Here is an 18665-nt window from a genome sequence, read left to right as displayed (position 1 = left end):
GCCATGTCGATGATCACGCCGGAATACTGCCAGATGATGGCCAAGTATAACGCCTGGCAAAACCAGACGATGCGTGCGGCGTGTGAAACCCTGACCGAGGCGGAATTGCGGGCCGATCACGGTGCGTTTTTTGGCTCGGTCATGGCGACAATCAATCACATCCTCTGGGGTGATGCCCTGTGGATGAGCCGCTTGGACGGCGGGGATGGGCCGTCCAAGCCGGCAACTGAACATGCGGAGCTGTGCCCGACGTTTGCGATCTGGGCGCAGGAACGCACCCGCATGGATCAGAGAATTGTGCAGTGGGCAGAAAGTGTTACCGCCGAAAGCTTGAGTGGGGATTTGAGCTGGCATGCGCAGATGCTGAAAAAGGACATGCACAAGCCGATGGCGCTGTGTGTGGTGCATCTGTTCAACCACCAGACCCACCACCGCGGCCAAGTGCATACCATGCTAACCGGCTATGATCGCAACACAGAAGACACGGATTTGGTTTTGATGCCTGAGGAGGTTTCATGGCTCTGATTTCCCCATCACGGCGGCTGCGGCGCACGCCGTTCTCGGACGGCGTCGAGGCGGCCGGTGTGAAAGCTTACACGGTCTATAACCGCATGTTGCTGCCGACGGTGTTTCGCTCTGTGGAAGAGGATTACCGCCACCTCAAAACGGCTGTGCAGGTTTGGGATGTGGCAGTCGAGCGCCAAGTGGAAGTGCGGGGGCCGGATGCGAGCAAGCTGATGCAGATGCTGACGCCGCGCGATCTGCGCGGCATGTTGCCGGGGCAGTGCTATTACGTGCCGATCGTGGATGAGACCGGTGGCATGTTGAACGATCCGGTGGCGGTGAAACTCGCCGAAGATCGGTGGTGGATTTCGATTGCCGACAGCGATTTGCTGTTGTGGGTCAAAGGCATCGCCTATGGCTATCGACTGGATGTGCTGGTGGATGAGCCAGACGTCAGTCCGCTTGCGGTGCAGGGTCCGAAGGCGGACGATCTGATGGCGCGGGTGTTTGGAGAGAAAGTGCGCGATGTGCGGTTCTTCCGCTTTGGCTGGTTTGAGTTTCAGGGGCGTAGCCTTGTGGTGGCGCGGTCTGGCTATTCCAAACAGGGTGGATTTGAAATCTACGTCGAGGGCAGCGACATCGGCATGCCGCTTTGGAATGCCCTCATGGAAGCGGGCAAAGACCTCGATGTCTATGCAGGGTGCCCCAACCTGATTGAGCGGATCGAAGGTGGGTTGTTGAGTTATGGCAACGACATGACCGATGACAACACGCCACATGAATGTGGCTTGGGCCGGTTTTGCAACACCAACACCGCGATTGGTTGTGTTGGCCGGGATGCCTTGCTGCGCGTGGCGCAGGAAGGGCCGGTACGTCAGATCCGGCCTATTGAAATCCATGACGCTTCGGTGCCGCCTTGTGATCAGCTGTGGCCGATCATGGATGGCGACGATCACGTGGGCAATGTGAGCAGTGCGGCCTGGTCGCCGGATTTCACCACCAATGTGGCGATCGGCATGGTGCGGATGACCCATTGGAAATCCGGCACCGAGGTGGATGTGGTGACACCGGATGGGGTGCGGCCTGCAACGGTTTATGAGGCCTTCTGGCAATAGCGGAGGTGGCCGAGGCTGGACCGCCTTCGGCGAGGATATTTTGGGAATGAGAAAGCTGGGCGGCGGCCTGGCGCGAGAGGAGAAATGAGATGTTCAAAGCACTGGTGATGGACCAAAACGACGAAGGTTTGGCAAGCGCGTCGATCAAGGATTTGACGCTGGACGACCTGCCCAACGCAGAGGTCACGGTGGCAGTGGAGTACTCCACGGTGAACTACAAAGACGGGCTGTGCCTGTCGGCCAAGGGCGGCGGTTTGGTGCGCAAGTATCCGCATGTGCCCGGGATCGACTTTGCTGGCACCGTCGAGGCCTCTGATGATGACCGCTACAAGCCCGGCGACAAAGTTGTGCTGACCGGCTGGCGCGTGGGTGAGGCGCATTGGGGCGGCTATGGCCAGAAGGCGCGGGTGAAGGCGGATTGGCTGGTGCCATTGCCGGAAGGACTGTCCCCGCAGCAGGCGATGGCTGTTGGGACTGCTGGTTTCACGTCGATGCTGTCGGTGATGGCGCTGGAAGATCACGGGTTGAAGCCCGGCAATGGTCCGGTTCTGGTGACTGGTGCCGCGGGCGGTGTAGGCTCTGTGGCGGTCGCGATCCTGGCAAACCTTGGTTATGAAGTGGCCGGTGTGACCGGGCGTCCCGAGAGCGGCGATTACATCAAATCGCTGGGCGCAACGCAGATCGTGGCGCGAGAAGAGCTCAATGAGACCGTGAAGCGTCCACTGGAAAGCGAGACCTGGGCGGGTTGTGTGGATGCCGTAGGTGGTGCGATGTTGGCGCGGGTGCTGGGTCAGATGAAGTACGGGGGCTCTGTGGCGGCTGTGGGTTTGGCCGGTGGGGCAGCGCTGCCCGCAACGGTGATCCCATTCCTGCTGCGCGGTGTGAACCTTTTGGGCATCGACTCCGTGATGCAGCCCTATGACAACCGCCTGCGCGCCTGGGAGCGGATTGCCAAAGACCTACCGATGGACAAGCTCGAGGCGATGGTCAAACCGGCCACCTTGTCTGATCTGCCGCAATTGGGCGCTGACATTCTGCAAGGTCAGGTGCAGGGCCGCGTTGTGGTTGACGTGAACGCCTAACAGCGCGAAAACACTGTGAAACAGGCGGGTGAGGCAACTTGCCCGCCTTTTGCATGTCTGAAGGAGGTGGTGCGCCATGAACTATGACAACGACAATATTTTTGCAAAAATCCTGCGGGGCGAAATCCCGAGCGAGAAGCTTTATGAGGATGACGACACCTATGTGTTTATGGACATCATGCCGCGCGCGGATGGGCATTGTCTGATCATTCCGAAATCACCCTGCCGCAACATGCTGGACGCCACACCAGAACAGCTGACTGCCTGTTTGAAGACTGTGCAAAAGATGGGCCATGCGGTGATGCAGGCCTTTGGCGCTGAAGGCGTGACCGTGCAGCAGTTCAACGAGGCAGCCGGGGGGCAGGAGGTGTTTCACCTGCATTACCACGTGTTGCCGCGCCACGAGGGGGTGAAGCTGCGCCCACCGGGCACGATGGCGGATTTTGCCGTGCTCAAAGCGCAGGCTGACAAAATCCGCGCGGCGCTGGCGTAAACGTCGCGGCGTGCGCCTGTTTCCCGGCTTGACCCCGCCGGGAAACGGCGGTTTGGTGCGGGTCAATTCAGGGGAGGTATCCGATGCTTGACGTAGATTTTGTACGCAGCCAGTTTCCGGCGTTTTCAGAACAATCGCTTGAGGGACAAGCGTTTTTTGAAAATGCGGGTGGCAGCTATACCTCCTCACAGGTGATTGACCGACTGACCCGGTTTTACCGCGAGCGCAAGGTGCAGCCCTATGCGCCGTATCGGGCCTCCGAACTTGGCGGGGCGGAAATGGACGAAGCCCGTGCGCGTCTGGCAGCCCTCATGGGGGTGGAGACGGAGGAGGTCTCCTTTGGGCCGTCAACCACGCAAAATACCTATGTTTTGGCGCAGGCGTTTCGGCAGTGGATGGACCCGGGGGATGCGATCATTGTGACCAATCAGGATCATGAGGCCAACTCTGGCCCGTGGCGGCGGTTGGCAGAAGACGGCATTGAGATCCGCGAATGGAAGATTGATCCAGAAACCGGTCATCTCGATCCTGAAAAGCTGATGGAGCTGCTGGATGATCGGGTGCGCCTGGTGTGTTTTCCGCATTGCTCCAACGTTGTTGGTGAGATCAATCCGGTGGCCAAGATCACCGCATTGGCCCATGCGGCGGGGGCGTTTGTTTGCGTTGATGGCGTGAGCTATGCCCCGCATGGACTGCCGGATGTGGGCGGCATGGGGGCGGATATCTATCTGTTCTCCGCCTACAAAACCTATGGCCCACATCAGGGCATCATGGTGATCCGGCGCAATATCGGGACCATGCTGCCCAACCAAGGGCACTATTTCAACGGCGACAGCCTGTATAAGCGGTTCACACCGGCGGGGCCGGATCATGCACAAGTTGCGGCCAGCGCGGGTATGGTAGACTATATTGAGGCTTTGGCGGCCCATCACGGGATCATGGGGGAAACGCCTGTGGCCACCGGTGCGGCGGTGCATGACCTGATGCGGGACCATGAAGTAAAGCTTCTGCAGCCGGTGTTGGACTACGCTGCTTCCAAGAACTCGGTGCGGCTGATCGGGCCGACAGACGCGGCCAAACGGGCGCCGACGGTGGCTTTGGTGGCCAATGCGCCGGGTGAGGCCCTGGCTGCGCAACTGGCCGGCCACGGCGTGATGGCGGGCGGTGGCGATTTTTACGCCAACCGCGCGCTTGAGGGCATGCATGTTGATACCGATCACGGTGTTTTGAGGGTGAGCTTTGTGCATTACACCAGCGAAAACGAAGTGCAGAAATTGATCGCTGCGCTCGACGCAGTTTTGTGATCCATGGCCCACGCGGCGCCGTAAGTGTTTGAAAGGACACTGAAGGCGGGGCTTGGGCAACCTAATGACAACACCTGAATCCCTGACCATTTTGTGGTTTCGCCGTGATTTGCGGCTTTGTGATCATGCCGCTTTGACAGCGGCCGCAGCACGCGGGCCCGTCTTGCCGGTGTTTGTGCTCGATCCCATATTTGAAAGCCTCGGTGCGGCGGCAAAACTGCGTTTGCTGCTGTCGCTGAGAGCCTTGTCGCAGGATCTTGAGGCGCGGGGGATGCGCCTTGTCCTGCGGCGAGGTGCAGCCTGGCCGGTGTTGCAGGAGCTGGCTACGGAGAGTGGTGCGGATGCGATCTTTTGGAGCCGGGCCTATGATCCGGCGTCGGTTGAACGTGACACTGAGGTGAAAGTGGCAGCCAAGGACGCTGGGCTAAAAGCGGAGAGTTTCATCGGCGCGTTGCTATTTGAGCCGTGGTCCGTGAAGACCGGGCAGGGCGGGCCGTATCGGGTGTATACGCCGTTTTGGAAAGCCGTGCGGCATCGGGACGTGGCCCCGTGCTTGCCAGTCCCTAAGTTGGTCGCGCCGACGCAATGGCCAGAGAGCGATGCGCTGGAAGACTGGCAGCTGGGTGTAGATATGAGGTCTGGGTTTGAGGTTGTCGCCGGACAGGTGCAAGCGGGCGAAGAGGCCGCACAAGCGAAGCTGGCGTGCTTTCTGGAAACCAAAGCCGATGGCTATAAGGCGCAGAGGGATTTTCTTGGCGAGGCTGCGACGTCGGACCTGTCCGATGCGCTGACCTTTGGTGAGATCAGCCCCGCGCAGATGTGGCACGGCGGGCGGCGGCGCATGCAGGAAGGGGCTGCTGGTGCGGAGCATTTCCTGAAGGAAGTGGTTTGGCGCGAGTTTGCCTGGCATTTGTTGTGGCACTATCCGGACATGGACAAAAAGAACTGGCGGGAAGACTGGGCGCTGTTTCATTGGCATGAAAACGCCAGCGACCCGTTCTTTTTCGCTTGGTGCCAGGGGCGCACGGGTATCGAGGTGGTCGATGCTGCCATGCGGGAACTCTATGTGACCGGCAAGATGCACAATCGGGCACGCATGATTGTGGCGAGCTACCTAACCAAACACCTGAGGATGCACTGGCGTTTGGGGCTTGCCTGGTTTGCAGACTGTCTGGTGGATTGGGATCCGGCGTCTAATGCCATGGGCTGGCAATGGGTGGCCGGGTGCGGCCCCGATGCAGCGCCGTATTTCCGCATCTTCAATCCGGACACGCAGGCCGAGAAATTTGACGGTGATAGGGATTACCGTCGGTACTGGCTGGATCCGCAATCAGAGGGGGCGCAGGCATTTATGCAGGCAATCCCGCGCAGTTGGCTGCCGGTGTTTGAAACACCGCTCGCAGCACCAATCGTGGCTTTGAGCGCAGGGCGAGACGCCGCGCTCAAAGCCTATGAAACCTTCAAATCACAATAAAAACTTGCCGTAAGGCGCTGGTCGCGCTTAGCATTTAGGGCACACAGGGAAGAGGGGGACACTATGTACCTGACATCGACCAAAGGGGAAGCAAACCTGCCACGGTATTTTGCCGCGGTGTTTGAAACCGCGCAGAAGATCAACCACGGGCGAATTGATTTTGTCATGCAAGACGGGCGCAAGTTCCGGGCGGAAGGACCAAAACCCGGGCCGGTGTGTGAGATGCACGTGCACAATGACGACACTTTTGCCCGCCTGATGCGGGAAGGCGAGCTTGGGTTTTGTGAAGCCTATTTGGAAGGCTGGTGGAGCAGCCCGGATTTGCAAGCCTTCTGTGATTTCCTGCGCACTGACAATGACACACTGCGCGACGGGTTTCCCGGCATGTTTTTTGTGCGCGCCTTTGAACGGCTGCGCCATTGGATGAACACCAACACCAAAGCGCAGGCCAAGAAAAACATTAGCTATCATTATGACCTGGGCAACGAGTTTTACGGGCTGTGGCTCGATGACACGATGACCTACTCCTCCGCCATTTTTGAGACCGGTCAGGAAAGCATGGAGGATGCGCAGACCGCCAAATACGCCAGCATGGTGGACCAGATGGGGGTGAAACCCGGCGATCATGTGCTGGAAATTGGCTGTGGCTGGGGTGGGTTTGCCGAATACGCCGCCAAGGAGCGGGGTTTGAAAGTCACCGGATTGACGATTTCCGAAGAGCAGTTGAAGTACGCCGAAGAACGAATTGAAAAGGCTGGGCTTTCTCACATGGTCGACTTCAAGCTTCAGGACTATCGCGACGAAACTGCGACCTACGACGGGATTGCCAGCATCGAGATGTTCGAGGCGGTGGGCGAGAAATACTGGCCGGTCTATTTTGAATCGGTGCGCGACCGGTTGAAACCCGGTGGGAAGGCCACACTTCAGATTATCACGCTGACCGAACAACGGTTTGAGCAGTATCGCAAAGGTGTTGATTTCATTCAGAAGTACATCTTCCCGGGCGGCATGTTGCCGAGTCCAACCGCCTTGCGTGAAGAGGTCAAGAAGGCCGGCCTTACCGTGGCGGGCTCCATTGAGTTTGGTCAAAGCTACAGCCAGACTCTGCGTCGATGGCATGAGACGTTTAACGATCATTGGGACCGGATTCAGGGCATGGGCTTTGATGAGCGCTTCCGCCGTATGTGGAATTTTTATCTGACCTCTTGTGCTGCGGCGTTTCGCAGTGGAAGCTGCGACGTGACACAAATCACGATCGCAAAGCCTGGTACATGATCTCATCAAATAAGCTAGTAGCTGCCTCCTGCCTCGCCATTATTGGTGGGCTGGTGGCAGAATTTGTGAAACCACAAATGCCGGAGGGGTCAAACTTCGGCAACATGACTTTGATAAGCGCTGGAGTAGGCTTGGTTGTCGGCTGGCGCGTAATGGGGCGGCGCGCGGGGCGCAGCCGCTCTTTGGAGCTTGGCCTGGTGGGCGTGGCGGCGTTGGTATTTTGGGGATTGGTGCTGTTTGGGCTGATCGAAATGTTCCGGCTGGCCATGCGTCGACGCCTGGACGAGCCCGTGGAAGCGATGGAACGCGCCGTGACGGTGGCGTTGGAGTATGGGCTCTATCTGCTGCACCCCAGCGTTCTGATCACTTTGCTCATGGGCGCCGTGATCAGTGGCATTTTTACAAACTACGCCGCGCGTAACTGGGGATAATCCATGACAAATGTATTTGTGTACGGCACGTTGCGACACGTGCCTCTGCTGGCGGCTGTGCTTGGCAAAGATCAGGAGTCGCTGGACCTGCGCACAGGGTGTCTTTCCAAACATGATGTGTTTGCTGTGAAAGGGCAGGATTTTCCGATCTTGAAGCCCTCGGGTGGGCAGGCCGAAGGGCTGTTCATTGGCGACTTGAGCGATACGGAAGTTGAGCGGCTGCGGTTTTATGAAGGCAGCTATGACTATGATTTGACGGATGTTTCCGTCACCGTTGACGGGACCGAGCACCCGGCTCGCGTGTTCAAAAGTGACAACGCAGGTTGGGTTCCTGACGGGCCATGGTCGTTGGACAATTGGGCGGCACGTTTTGGCGAAGTCACGGTGCTGCGCGCCGTTGAGGAAATGAGTTACTTTGGACAACGGTCGCGGGCCAAAGTGGATTGGATGTTGCCTCTGATCAAAGCGCGGGCCACGGCAAAGATGCAGGCCAAACGGCGCAATGATGCGGTGAGTCCAAGCGGCATGACGGCGGGGGATGTAGGCGATGTGTCGCTGTCGAGACCCTATGCGGAGTACTTTACGCTGGAGGAGTATGGCCTGACCTTCCGACGGTACGACGGATCACAAAGTGAGAAAGTGAAGCGCGCAGTATTTGTCGCCACCGATGCGGTGATTTTGCTGCCTTATGATCCGGTGCGAGATCGCGTTTTGTTGATCGAACAGTTCCGCCCCGGACCGTTTGCGCGTGGCGATGATTTGCCTTGGCAATTGGAGCCCATCGCAGGCCGACTGGATGCGGAAGAAAGCCCGGAAAGCTGTGCCAGGCGGGAGGCGCAAGAGGAAGCCGGACTGGAACTCGCGGAGTTACATGAGGTGGCCAACTGTTATGCATCCCCTGGGTGCAGCACGGAATACTTCAATATTTTCGTTGGGTTGGCCGACCTGCCAGATGATGTGGAAGGGGTCTCCGGGTTGGAGCAGGAGGCAGAGGACATTCGCTCTTACGTCTACAGCTTTGACGCGTTGATGCAGATGGTGGACAGGAAACAAATTGTGAATGCGCCGTTGGTACTGGCCGCGCTGTGGTTGGCGCGACATCGCGACAGGCTGCGCGGGATTGCTTGAGTTTGCCCCGCGCCTTGCCTACACAGGATTTCAGACATCTATAAAGGACCGCGCAACATGCATATCGCCCGTGATCTGGCCCAAGCGATTGGCAACACCCCTTTGATCCGCCTGAACAAAGTCAGCGACGAGACCGGGTGTGAGATTTATGGCAAGGCGGAGTTCATGAACCCCGGCCAATCGGTCAAGGACCGTGCCGCGCTTTACATCATCAAAGACGCAATTGCGCGCGGGGATCTGAAGCCGGGTGGCACCATTGTCGAAGGCACCGCTGGCAACACCGGGATTGGCCTTGCACTGGTGGGCGCGTCCATGGGGTTCAAAACCGTGATTGTGATCCCTGAGACGCAATCGCAGGAAAAGAAAGACATGCTACGTCTGGCGGGTGCTGAATTGGTGCAGGTGCCTGCGGCGCCTTACAAAAACCCCAACAACTACGTGCGCTATTCCGGTCGTTTGGCAGCAGAGCTGGCGAAGACCGAGCCAAATGGCGCGATCTGGGCCAACCAATTTGACAATGTCGCCAACCGTCAGAGCCACGTTGAGACCACCGGCCCGGAAATCTGGACGCAGACCGAAGGCAAAGTGGATGGCTTCACCTGTGCAGTGGGGTCGGGTGGCACCTTGGCGGGCGTCGCCGAAGCCCTGCAGCCCAAGGGCGTGAAAATTGGTCTTGCGGACCCACTGGGCGCGGCGCTGTACAACTTCTACACCAACGGTGAGCTGAAATCCGAAGGTGGCTCCATCACCGAAGGCATTGGTCAAGGGCGCATCACCGCCAACCTTGAAGGTTTCACACCGGACATGAGCTATCAAATCTCAGATGAAGAAGCGCTGCCTTATGTGTTTGACCTGCTGGAGAATGAAGGCCTGTGTCTCGGTGGGTCGTCTGGTGTGAACATTGGGGGTGCCGTGCGCATGGCCAAGGAAATGGGTCCGGGCCACACCATTGTTACCATCCTTTGTGATTACGGCACGCGCTATCAGTCCAAACTGTTCAACCCGGAGTTCCTTAAGGAAAAAGGCCTGCCGACCCCGGCATGGCTGGGCAACAAAGGCCCAAGCAGCATTCCGGGTGTATTTGAAGACATATAAGGCAGCCTCACACCATGCGCCCACTGATTAGGTTTCTGAGTGTTGCGGTCACGGTTCTGACCGTTTGGGTAACCGCAGTTTGGGCGCAAGGCGCTTTGCCGCCTGATTATGGTGAATGGCGGCGGGTCGCGGACCGCGCTGCCGAAGCCATCGACAATGATCGCGCCTCTGAAGCGGCGATGGACACGCTGCGCGATCAGCTGTCGTTGTGGAGCGAAGAGTTCAGTGACGAGAGTTCACGGTCTCGGATATCCGTCACCACGCTTGAGGCACAGTTGGAGCGCCTGGGGCCGGTGCCGGAAGGCGGTGAGGCTGAGGATGTGGCTGAGGAACGGCGACAATTGGAGTTGTCGTTGTCAGAGGCTAAAGCCCCCGTTCGGCGCGCGGAACTGGCGCTGACCGAGGCACAGGAACTGATCCGGTCCATCGATGTATTACTGAGAGAACGGCAGACGCAAATCCTGCTGGAGCCGGGCCCGTTTCCACTCAATCCAGACCTTTGGTGGCCAGCCGCCCGCGAGTTGAGCGACTCTTTCCGTTTGATAGCGTTGGAGTTCCAAACCGGCTGGGTGCATGAAAAACAGCGCAATGAGTTGCGTAAATCGTTACCGCGTATGCTGTTTTTTCTCGCGATTGCCTTTGTCCTTCTGACGCGGGGCATGCGCTGGACCGAAAGGGCGCTGCAGAGCATGATCCGCGACCGTGTGCACCTGTCGGCGACACGCTGGATCGCGGTGTTCTGCCTGTCCTACGGTCAGGTTGTTTTGCCAATGTTGGGCGTGTTTGCATTTTCCAAAGCAGTCTACGCCACCGACTTGCCCGGGCTGCGTGGCGATGTGGTGCTTTCCATTTTGCCGCTGATGACCTTTGAGCTGCTGACCGCACGCTGGCTGGGAGAACGGGTGTTTTCACGCAATGAGCGGCCGCTGTTGCTGGTCAACCTAACCGAAGCGGAAAAGCGTAAGGGGCGGCGAGCGAGCACGGTGCTGGGCGCCATGCTGGCACTGAGTTCGCTGTTTGTGGAGCTCGCCCGCTATGAGAGCTGGACGCGCGGCACCGAAGCAGTGGTGTTCTTTGTCACCACCGTGGTCGCGGCATACTTCCTTGGCTTGCTAGGTAGATTGGTTTCGAGCCACGCAGGATCGATGCGGGCCGAAGAGGACGGACCGCTGACCGCGATAGGTCAATTGATCTCACTCCTTGGGCGCTACACGGTTCTGGTGTCGCTGATCGGGGGCGTATTGGCGACCATCGGCCTGACCCGTGGCGCGAGCTATCTGGTGTTTTCCAGCACGCGCACTGTATTTCTGGTGGCTTTCCTGCTGGTCGCGCAGCGGGTCATTCAAAAGATTTTCTCTGCCCTGAATGGGCGTGACGACGACGAAAGCCCGTTGGCCGCCGTTCTGGCGGGCATTGGCATCGTGATCCTGTCGCTGCCTGTGTTCCTGATGTGCTGGGGCGCGCAGGTTTCGGACTTGCAGCAAATCTGGCGCAATATCTCGGATGGCTTGCAGTTTGGCGATCTGATCTTATCGCCGGAAAACATCCTACTGCTGATTGTGGTCTACGCCTTTGGCCATGCGGTGACCCGGCTGTCCCAGAGCTTTTTACGCGACAACATTTTGCCAAAGACGCGACTGGATGCAGGCGGGCAAACTGCGGTGGTTTCTGGCGCGGGGTACATCGGCATCTTCCTTGCGGCGCTGATCGCCTTGACAGTTGCGGGGATCAATCTTGGTAACATCGCGCTCTTTGCCGGGGCGCTGTCTGTTGGGATTGGTTTTGGCCTGCAAAACATCGTCTCCAACTTTGTGAGCGGCATCATCCTGTTGATTGAACGCCCTGTGAGCGAGGGTGACTGGATCGATGTGAATGGGCAGATGGGCTATGTGCGCGACATTTCGGTGCGCTCGACACGGATCGAAACTTTTGATCGCACGGATGTGGTGATCCCAAACAGCGACCTGATTTCCGGCACTGTGACCAACTATACCCGCGGCAATACCGTTGGGCGGGTGATTGTACCGGTTGGGGTGGCCTACGGCACGGACACCCGCTGGGTGGAAGGAATATTGCGTGAGATTGCCGAGGCGCACCCAATGGTATTGGCCAATCCGGCGCCTGCAGTGGTGTTTCAAGGGTTTGGTGCGGATTCACTGAACTTTGAAATCCGCGCGATCCTGCGCGATGTGAACTGGATGCTGACGGTGAAGAGTGATTTGAATCACGAGATTGCGCGTCGATTTGTGGAAGAGGGCATCGAGATACCCTTTGCCCAACGGGATATTTGGCTGCGCAATCCTGAAACGTTGCGCGGCGAAGCTCCGGCGGCAAATAAACCTGCTAAGCCTGTGGCGCAGAGTTCTACACCCGTAAGCGCAACACCAACACCGCCGGACCTGGATGACATGGACGGCGCGGACGGAGATGGGGACGGAGACGGCCGATGAGCAAACTGTTGTTTTTGGAAGACGCCTATCAGAAAGAAGCGGTTGGCGTGGTGATTGGACACACGCCGGAAGGCGGCATCCTGCTGGACGCGCCTTTGTTTTATGCCACCAGCGGTGGACAGCCGGGCGACAGTGGCGTGTTGAAATGGGACGGACACAGTACCGAAATTGCCACCACTGTGAAAACGCTGGATGGCGCAATTGCCTTGGTGCCGTCTGCACCGGAGGAACTGCCGCCAATTGGCACGGATGTGAAACAGGTGTTGGATTGGGGGCGGCGTCACCGACACATGCGGGTGCATACCGCGCTGCATCTGTTGTCCGTGGTTATTCCATTGCCGGTGACAGGCGGGTCCATTGGCGCGGAAAAAGGCCGGTTGGATTTTGATATGCCGGAAGCACCGGAGGACAAACAGGCGCTGAGTGATGCGCTCAACGCGCTGATTGATCGCGACTTGGCCGTCACCGAAGACTGGATCACCGATGCGGAACTGGAAGCCAATCCGGGATTGGTGAAAACCATGTCCGTGGCCCCGCCCAAAGGCGCCGGAAAAATCCGGTTGGTGCGGATTGGCACCGAGGACGAGCAGGTAGATTTGCAACCCTGCGGCGGTACACATGTGGCCAGCACCGGCGAAATTGGCCGGGTGCGGATTGGCAAAATCGAGAAGAAGGGCAAGCAGAACCGGCGGGTGTATCTGCATCTGGATGCCTGACCGCGCTTCGCTATTAGGTTGAGAAAACAGAAAAGCCGCAGGCCAAAAGGCTGCGGCTTTTGCTTTACGTAATGTGCAGGCACAAAAAAAGGCGGGGTGCCATGACCAATAGACCCCGCCTTCTTTGTGAGACCAGATTTCTTCTAGCCGTCTGACACAACCACCCGAAGATGGGGGTGCCGGGTGGGGACGAGGCGCGGCGCGGCCGGTGTTTTGGCGTGCTCTTGCGCGGGCTGCATCCCAGCCGGCGTTGTGATTTCAACTTTCTGAGGCTGTGGCGCGGCCACGGCATCCGAGGAAACTTTGGCGCTTGGCATGTCGATCCGGCGCAGGAAGCTGCCTTCCAGATCAAACCGCTGAGGCGCGCGGCCCAGATCGCCGTCTACGGTGATTGCGCCCAGAATACGGTTCACTTCGCCACTGTCAGAGCGCAGCGGCAGGAGCATCATTTCGGCGTTGAGACCGTTGCGGCGGAAACCCCGGGTGGTGCTCATTTCCAGACGGCCAATCGCCGGTGCCGCAAAGACTTTTTCCAATGCTTGACCAAAGCTGTCGCGGGACGCTTCGTTGATCAGCGCGGACATGGGCATGCCGCGCATGTCCATGCCCATCACATCGGTGAGCGTGTTGCAAGAGACCCGCAAGCGCGCCATGCCCGGTGCGATGCGTGCAAGAATGAACGCGTGCTTGAGCACTTTCTGAATTTGGCGTGGGTCCACGTCGCTGCGGTAGGGCACCGGGTGCCCGTCGCGAAGACCGTCCCAGTAAGCTTTAACATCCTGCATTACGGCGATGCTGTGCACCTTTGCCGCGCTGGATTTTCCGTCACCAAAAATTCTCATGCTCTTCCCCCCAGGAAAAACTTCTGCATCTGATCTTCGTACCTTACAGTCCGTCTTTGAGCCGGTCTCTTTGGGCCGTTTGCTCAAAGTCATAAACAACTTGTAAATCAGTTATCTCACATTTTAGCGGATTTGCGATAAAAAATGATTTCAATGGTTAACCGGTTGCGCCGTTAACGTTGCTCTTCGCCCAGGAATAGATTTAGCTGTCACGCAACTGAAATTGCAGGAGGACGGCCCGTGCTGGAGTCGATGACCGGATACGCAAGCCTAAAGGGGGAAGGGCAGGGGCACAGCTGGACCTGGGACCTGCGCAGTGTGAACGCCAAAGGGCTGGATCTGCGCCTGCGCGTACCGGATTGGATCGAGGGGCTGGAACCTGCGGTGCGTGGGGCATTGTCCAAAGGTATGGCGCGCGGATCGGTGAACCTGTCGCTGCGGGTCAATCGCGATGACGAAACCGGAGCGCTGGCGGTAAACGCCGCGCAATTGGAGGCGGTGCTGTCCGCACTCCAAGCAGTGGAAGAACGGGCCATGGACAAAGGCATTTCGCTGGCCCCGTCCAAGGCCAGTGACCTACTGTCGCAACGCGGTGTGATGGAGCAGGCGGTCGAGGAAACCGACAGCAAGGCGTTGTTGGCGGCGATCACCGCGCAACTGCCGGAGCTGATTGCCAGCTTCAAAGACATGCGTGCCAAAGAAGGGCAGGCGCTGGAAGCGGTGTTGGCCGATCAGTTGGAACAGGTGTCTGACTTGACCCAGCAGGCCGCGGAAGCAGCCGAAGCCCGGCGTGAAGAGGCGGCGGACACACTGAAAGCCAATTTGGCGCGAGTTCTGGAGAATGCCGACGGGCTGGACGAAAGCCGCTTGGCGCAAGAGCTGGCTGTTTTGGCGGTGAAATCTGATGTGATGGAAGAGTTGGATCGGCTGCGGGCGCATGTGCAGGCGGCAAAGGAGCTTTTGGCGCAAGGTAGCCCCGTGGGGCGTAAGCTCGACTTTCTGATGCAAGAATTCAACCGCGAGGCCAATACGCTGTGTTCCAAGGCACAGTCGGTGGATTTGACGCGGATTGGGCTGGACCTCAAGGCCGTGATCGACCAGATGAGAGAGCAAGTTCAAAACGTGGAATAATCACATGACACAGCGACGTGGCCTGCTCATCATTCTGTCTTCTCCCTCTGGCGCGGGGAAATCAACGCTCGCGCTGCGGTTGATGGAATGGGACCCGGGTTTGAGTTTCTCGATTTCTGCCACCACACGGTCACCGCGTCCCGGTGAGGAACATGGGCGCGAGTATTACTTTCTCTCAGAAGACGAGTTTAAAGCGCAGGTGGCTGACGGCGAAATGCTGGAGCACGCCCACGTGTTTGGTAATTTCTATGGCTCCCCGGCCGGTCCGGTGCGCGAGACAATTGAAAACGGCAATGACGTGTTGTTTGACGTGGACTGGCAGGGCGAGGCACAGATCCGCAATTCTGATTTGGGCAAACACGCGCTCTCGATCTTTATTCTGCCGCCCTCCATCAAAGAGCTGCACCGCCGTTTGGTGAGCCGGGCGCAGGACAGTGAAGACGTGATCGATAAGCGGATGCAAAAAAGCTGGGACGAGATCAGCCACTGGCATTCCTATGACTATGTGCTGGTGAACGACGATCTGGACGCCACAGAGGCACAGTTGAAGACCATTATTGCGGCGGAACGTATGCGCCGCGAGCAACAGCCCGCCTTGCAAGGCCATGTGAACGGGTTGCAGAACGAATTTCAGGAGATGTCCTAATGCCGATGTATGAGTTGGACGGTGTTGCGCCAAAGCTGGACGACAGCAGCTGGGTTGCCCCGGATGCCAATGTGATTGGCAATGTGGTGCTCGAGGCGGACACCTCCGTCTGGTTTGGCAGCACGCTGCGCGGCGACAATGAGACCATCACGGTGGGCGCAGGCTCCAACGTGCAGGAAAACACAGTGATGCACACCGATCCCGGGTATCCTTTGAGGATCGGTAAGAACTGTACAATTGGCCATAAGGCGATGCTGCATGGCTGCACCATTGGTGACAACAGCCTGATTGGCATGGGCGCCACGGTGCTCAATGGCGCGAAGATTGGGAAAAACTGCTTGATAGGCGCAGGAGCGTTGATCACAGAAGGCAAGGAAATCCCGGACGGCAGTCTGGTGATGGGCGCGCCGGGCAAGGTCGTGCGTCAGTTAGATGAGGCTGCGATTACCGGTCTGACGATGTCGGCAAAGCACTATCAGGACAACGCCAAACGCTTCAAAGCCGGTCTGCGCGAAGTTTGACGGCCGATTTTGCCCTGCCGAAACTGATCTGTCATAAAACTGTTACAGTAAAACGGTTTGAGCCGTGGGGTTGATGTGCCCCTTGCCGGGCAGCGCAAGACGGAACGGACGGGAGCGGGGCCATGCCGCATGATTTTTACAAGAGCTACCTAGAGGCTGTGCCGCTGCCGGCGGTGCTGGTTGACGCGGAGGCCCGCATACTGGCTGGCAACGAGGCGGCGGTGAAGCTCAACCCCCATGCGGATGATGACCGGCCGCTGATTTTGGTGTTCCGCCAGCCCAGTCTAAATAGCGCCGTGGATGCCTGTTTGAAAGATGGCAGAAGCCATCGGGCGATTTACGCGCATAACGATGGGCCGCAGGAGCACCGTTTTGACGTCAACGTGTCACCGGTGGATTTGGTGGCAGCTTCTGGTGGGAGACTGGTCGCGCCGAGCATGCGCACCAAAGGGGTGATGATCTGTTTTCAGGATGTCACTGAGGTCCAGCAGCTTGATCAGATGCGCCGGGATTTCGTTGCCAATGTCAGCCATGAGCTGCGTACACCGCTGACGGCCATCCTAGGGTTCGTGGAAACTCTGCAGGGACCTGCGCGGGGCGACAGCGCCGCGACGGAGCGCTTCTTGGGCATCATGTCTGAAGAGGCCAGCCGGATGAACCGATTGGTCGGAGACTTGCTGTCTTTAAGCCGTGTGGAAGAGGTGTCACGCATGCGGCCCACCGATCCAGTCGATCTGGACCAGATCCTCCGCGCAGTGATCCGCAACCTGTCGCCGCTGGCGGAGAGCAACCAGAGCGCCGTGACTTACCAGGATGCAGATTCCCCCGTTGTGGTGCCGGGCGATCCGGACCAGCTCTTGCAGGTCATCACCAATCTGGTGGAGAACGCGCTAAAATATGGCGGGCAGGGCACGCAGGTGGCGGTCAGCCTCACGCAAGTGCAATCGCAAGCTGGCTTACGCGGCGACGGATGGATGGTCTCGGTGAAAGACAACGGTCCCGGCATCGACAGCATTCACATCGCGCGCCTGACCGAGCGGTTTTACAGAATCGATTCTCACAGATCTCGGGAAATGGGCGGCACGGGGCTGGGACTCGCAATTGTAAAACATATCATTAACCGCCATCGCGGCCGATTGAAGATTGAGAGCACTTTAGGAAAAGGCAGTGTTTTCAGTGTGGTACTCCCTGCCGCCTAGGACATCTTTTTACTTGGGCGTCACAAAAAACGCGATTTGTCACACGGCTGTTACATACGCGTCACAAAAGCTTTGACCAGGCACTTTAGATCGTCGCTCGAGACTGTCGACGAACAGTCTGGATCAAATGGAGTTACACTTATGTCCGTCAAACTGACTGCCTCTGCTCTGGCCATCGCGGCCGTTGCCGCCACTTCTGCCGCCGCGCGTGACCAAGTACAGGTCGCCGGTTCTTCCACCGTTTTGCCTTACGCATCCATTGTTGCGGAAGCTTTTGGTGAAAATTTTGACTTCCCAACCCCGGTTGTTGAATCCGGTGGATCTTCTGCTGGTTTGAAGCGTTTCTGTGAAGGTGTTGGCGAAAACACCATCGACGTGGCGAACGCCTCCCGCAAGATCAAAGACAAAGAGATCAAAGCCTGTGCCGAAGCCGGTGTGACCGACATCATCGAAGTACGCATCGGCTATGATGGCATCGTGTTTGCCTCCGACATCAACGGCAACGGTTTTGAATACACCCCAAGCGACTGGTTCCTGGCGCTGTCCAACGAAATCCTCGTGGACGGTCAGATGGTTGCCAACCCAAACAAAACCTGGGCCGACGTGAACGCGAACTTCCCGGCACAAGCGCTGCAAGCCTTCATCCCGGGCACCAAGCACGGCACCCGTGAAGTGTTTGAAGACAACGTGATCCTGGCAGGCTGTGAAGCCACTGGCGCGTTTGATGTGCTGCTGGCAGCGGCCGAAGGTGACACCGACAAAGCCAAGCACAAAGCGGCTGAAAAAGCCTGTATCTCCCTGCGCACCGACGGTGTGTCTGTGGACATCGACGGCGACTACACCGAGACCCTGGCACGCATCGAAAGCAACAAAGACGGCATCGGCGTCTTTGGTCTGGCGTTCTATGAGAACAACACAGACAAGCTGCAGGTTGCGACCATGTCCGGCATCGTGCCATCCACCGAGAGCATCGCAACCGGTGAGTACCCAGTGTCCCGTCCGCTGTACTTCTACGTGAAGAAAGCGCACATCGGCGTGATCCCCGGCCTGAAAGAATACGCTGAGTTCTTCATCGCGGACGAGATCGCGGGCGAAGACGGTCCTCTGGCCGAGTATGGTCTGGTGTCCGACCCAGAGCTGGCCGACACCCAGAACGCTGTTGCAGATGAAGCCGTGCTCGGCTCCAACATGTAATCACTCCCTAGATCGGGCGGCGCGACGGTTCGTGCCGCTCAGTTTTTCCTGAACAAAGGCGCCCA

Annotated in this window: 18 protein-coding genes; 17 read left to right on the top strand and 1 reads right to left on the bottom strand. The window is 58.2% G+C overall.

The window, feature by feature from the left end; genetic code table 11:
* The first annotated feature begins 3 nt into the window (after window positions 1-3).
* The 12 genes from MK208_RS05570 to MK208_RS05515 all read left to right on the top strand — a co-directional run bounded on the left by MK208_RS05570 (window position 4) and on the right by MK208_RS05515 (window position 13067).
* Window positions 4-525 carry a DinB family protein gene (locus tag MK208_RS05570; protein ID WP_294114749.1) on the top strand — a complete coding sequence of 174 codons (522 nt, stop codon included), beginning with the start codon at window positions 4-6 and terminating at the stop codon, window positions 523-525.
* The gene (locus MK208_RS05565; protein WP_294114747.1) at window positions 516-1619 is read left to right on the top strand and encodes a dimethylsulfoniopropionate demethylase; all 1104 of its coding nucleotides are present in this window, start codon (window positions 516-518) and stop codon (window positions 1617-1619) included. Before MK208_RS05570 ends, MK208_RS05565 begins: the two co-directional genes overlap by 10 nt.
* An 89-nt stretch (window positions 1620-1708) precedes the next feature.
* On the top strand, window positions 1709-2701 hold the full coding sequence (gene acuI, locus MK208_RS05560) for an acryloyl-CoA reductase (protein WP_294114744.1): 993 nt from the start codon (window positions 1709-1711) through the stop codon (window positions 2699-2701).
* 76 nt (window positions 2702-2777) lie between these two features.
* Entirely contained in the window at window positions 2778-3194 is a 417-nt protein-coding gene (locus MK208_RS05555) for an HIT family protein (protein ID WP_294114742.1), read from the top strand.
* An 83-nt stretch (window positions 3195-3277) separates the two neighbouring features.
* Window positions 3278-4498, top strand: coding sequence for an aminotransferase class V-fold PLP-dependent enzyme (locus MK208_RS05550; protein WP_294114740.1), 1221 nt, complete (start codon window positions 3278-3280; stop codon window positions 4496-4498).
* Window positions 4499-4562: 64 nt separating this feature from the next.
* Window positions 4563-5972 carry a deoxyribodipyrimidine photo-lyase gene (locus tag MK208_RS05545; RefSeq protein ID WP_294114738.1) on the top strand — a complete coding sequence of 470 codons (1410 nt, stop codon included), beginning with the start codon at window positions 4563-4565 and terminating at the stop codon, window positions 5970-5972.
* A 63-nt stretch (window positions 5973-6035) separates the two neighbouring features.
* On the top strand, window positions 6036-7247 hold the full coding sequence (locus tag MK208_RS05540; RefSeq protein ID WP_294114735.1) for a cyclopropane-fatty-acyl-phospholipid synthase family protein: 1212 nt from the start codon (window positions 6036-6038) through the stop codon (window positions 7245-7247).
* A complete protein-coding gene (locus MK208_RS05535) occupies window positions 7244-7678 on the top strand; it encodes a TrgA family protein (protein WP_294114734.1) in 435 nt (144 codons plus the stop codon). Before MK208_RS05540 ends, MK208_RS05535 begins: the two co-directional genes overlap by 4 nt.
* 3 nt (window positions 7679-7681) lie before the next feature.
* Window positions 7682-8806: an NUDIX domain-containing protein gene (locus MK208_RS05530; protein WP_294114733.1), complete on the top strand. Its 1125-nt coding sequence runs from the start codon at window positions 7682-7684 to the stop codon at window positions 8804-8806.
* Window positions 8807-8863: 57 nt separating this feature from the next.
* Entirely contained in the window at window positions 8864-9901 is a 1038-nt protein-coding gene (locus MK208_RS05525) for a cysteine synthase A (RefSeq protein WP_294114732.1), read from the top strand.
* Between the two features lie 14 nt (window positions 9902-9915).
* Window positions 9916-12351, top strand: a complete 2436-nt coding sequence (locus MK208_RS05520) for a DUF3772 domain-containing protein (protein ID WP_294114730.1) — start codon at window positions 9916-9918, stop codon at window positions 12349-12351.
* Complete coding sequence (locus MK208_RS05515) at window positions 12348-13067, top strand: alanyl-tRNA editing protein (protein WP_294114728.1); 720 nt, start codon at window positions 12348-12350, stop codon at window positions 13065-13067. Before MK208_RS05520 ends, MK208_RS05515 begins: the two co-directional genes overlap by 4 nt.
* A 143-nt stretch (window positions 13068-13210) precedes the next feature.
* On the opposite strand, the gene MK208_RS05510 is transcribed toward MK208_RS05515, so the two are convergent.
* Complete coding sequence (locus MK208_RS05510) at window positions 13211-13909, bottom strand: PAS domain-containing protein (protein WP_294114727.1); 699 nt, start codon at window positions 13907-13909, stop codon at window positions 13211-13213.
* A gap of 252 nt (window positions 13910-14161) precedes the next feature.
* On the opposite strand from MK208_RS05510, the gene MK208_RS05505 reads away from it, so the two are divergent.
* The 5 genes from MK208_RS05505 to MK208_RS05485 all read left to right on the top strand — a co-directional run bounded on the left by MK208_RS05505 (window position 14162) and on the right by MK208_RS05485 (window position 18600).
* A complete protein-coding gene (locus MK208_RS05505) occupies window positions 14162-15040 on the top strand; it encodes a YicC/YloC family endoribonuclease (RefSeq protein WP_294114725.1) in 879 nt (292 codons plus the stop codon).
* A 4-nt stretch (window positions 15041-15044) separates the two neighbouring features.
* Window positions 15045-15686: a guanylate kinase gene (gene gmk, locus MK208_RS05500; protein WP_294114723.1), complete on the top strand. Its 642-nt coding sequence runs from the start codon at window positions 15045-15047 to the stop codon at window positions 15684-15686.
* Window positions 15686-16207 (top strand): gamma carbonic anhydrase family protein, encoded by a 522-nt coding sequence (locus MK208_RS05495; protein ID WP_294114721.1) that lies wholly within the window; start codon window positions 15686-15688, stop codon window positions 16205-16207. The genes gmk and MK208_RS05495 overlap by 1 nt, the downstream gene beginning before the upstream one ends.
* 122 nt (window positions 16208-16329) lie before the next feature.
* Window positions 16330-17406 (top strand): ATP-binding protein, encoded by a 1077-nt coding sequence (locus MK208_RS05490; protein ID WP_294114719.1) that lies wholly within the window; start codon window positions 16330-16332, stop codon window positions 17404-17406.
* A gap of 141 nt (window positions 17407-17547) precedes the next feature.
* Complete coding sequence (locus tag MK208_RS05485; RefSeq protein ID WP_294114717.1) at window positions 17548-18600, top strand: substrate-binding domain-containing protein; 1053 nt, start codon at window positions 17548-17550, stop codon at window positions 18598-18600.
* Window positions 18601-18665 lie beyond the last annotated feature (65 nt).

The sequence above is a fragment of the Shimia sp. genome (assembly GCF_022448905.1).
Classification (GTDB): domain Bacteria; phylum Pseudomonadota; class Alphaproteobacteria; order Rhodobacterales; family Rhodobacteraceae; genus Shimia.
This window is presented reverse-complemented; position numbering and strand designations above follow the sequence as displayed.

Excerpts from the sequence above, each read along its gene's own strand:
- MK208_RS05535 (WP_294114734.1), top strand. The coding sequence starts at position 7,244 with ATGATCTCATCAAATAAGCTAGTAGCTGCCTCCTGCCTCGCCATTATT.
- acuI (WP_294114744.1), top strand. The coding sequence starts at position 1,709 with ATGTTCAAAGCACTGGTGATGGACCAAAACGACGAAGGTTTGGCAAGC.
- MK208_RS05505 (WP_294114725.1), top strand. The coding sequence starts at position 14,162 with ATGACCGGATACGCAAGCCTAAAGGGGGAAGGGCAGGGGCACAGCTGG.
- MK208_RS05550 (WP_294114740.1), top strand. The coding sequence starts at position 3,278 with ATGCTTGACGTAGATTTTGTACGCAGCCAGTTTCCGGCGTTTTCAGAA.
- MK208_RS05545 (WP_294114738.1), top strand. The coding sequence starts at position 4,563 with ATGACAACACCTGAATCCCTGACCATTTTGTGGTTTCGCCGTGATTTG.
- MK208_RS05570 (WP_294114749.1), top strand. The coding sequence starts at position 4 with ATGTCGATGATCACGCCGGAATACTGCCAGATGATGGCCAAGTATAAC.
- MK208_RS05515 (WP_294114728.1), top strand. The coding sequence starts at position 12,348 with ATGAGCAAACTGTTGTTTTTGGAAGACGCCTATCAGAAAGAAGCGGTT.
- MK208_RS05490 (WP_294114719.1), top strand. The coding sequence starts at position 16,330 with ATGCCGCATGATTTTTACAAGAGCTACCTAGAGGCTGTGCCGCTGCCG.
- MK208_RS05565 (WP_294114747.1), top strand. The coding sequence starts at position 516 with ATGGCTCTGATTTCCCCATCACGGCGGCTGCGGCGCACGCCGTTCTCG.
- MK208_RS05530 (WP_294114733.1), top strand. The coding sequence starts at position 7,682 with ATGACAAATGTATTTGTGTACGGCACGTTGCGACACGTGCCTCTGCTG.
- MK208_RS05485 (WP_294114717.1), top strand. The coding sequence starts at position 17,548 with ATGTCCGTCAAACTGACTGCCTCTGCTCTGGCCATCGCGGCCGTTGCC.
- MK208_RS05555 (WP_294114742.1), top strand. The coding sequence starts at position 2,778 with ATGAACTATGACAACGACAATATTTTTGCAAAAATCCTGCGGGGCGAA.
- MK208_RS05520 (WP_294114730.1), top strand. The coding sequence starts at position 9,916 with ATGCGCCCACTGATTAGGTTTCTGAGTGTTGCGGTCACGGTTCTGACC.
- MK208_RS05510 (WP_294114727.1), bottom strand. The coding sequence starts at position 13,909 with ATGAGAATTTTTGGTGACGGAAAATCCAGCGCGGCAAAGGTGCACAGC.
- gmk (WP_294114723.1), top strand. The coding sequence starts at position 15,045 with ATGACACAGCGACGTGGCCTGCTCATCATTCTGTCTTCTCCCTCTGGC.
- MK208_RS05495 (WP_294114721.1), top strand. The coding sequence starts at position 15,686 with ATGCCGATGTATGAGTTGGACGGTGTTGCGCCAAAGCTGGACGACAGC.
- MK208_RS05540 (WP_294114735.1), top strand. The coding sequence starts at position 6,036 with ATGTACCTGACATCGACCAAAGGGGAAGCAAACCTGCCACGGTATTTT.
- MK208_RS05525 (WP_294114732.1), top strand. The coding sequence starts at position 8,864 with ATGCATATCGCCCGTGATCTGGCCCAAGCGATTGGCAACACCCCTTTG.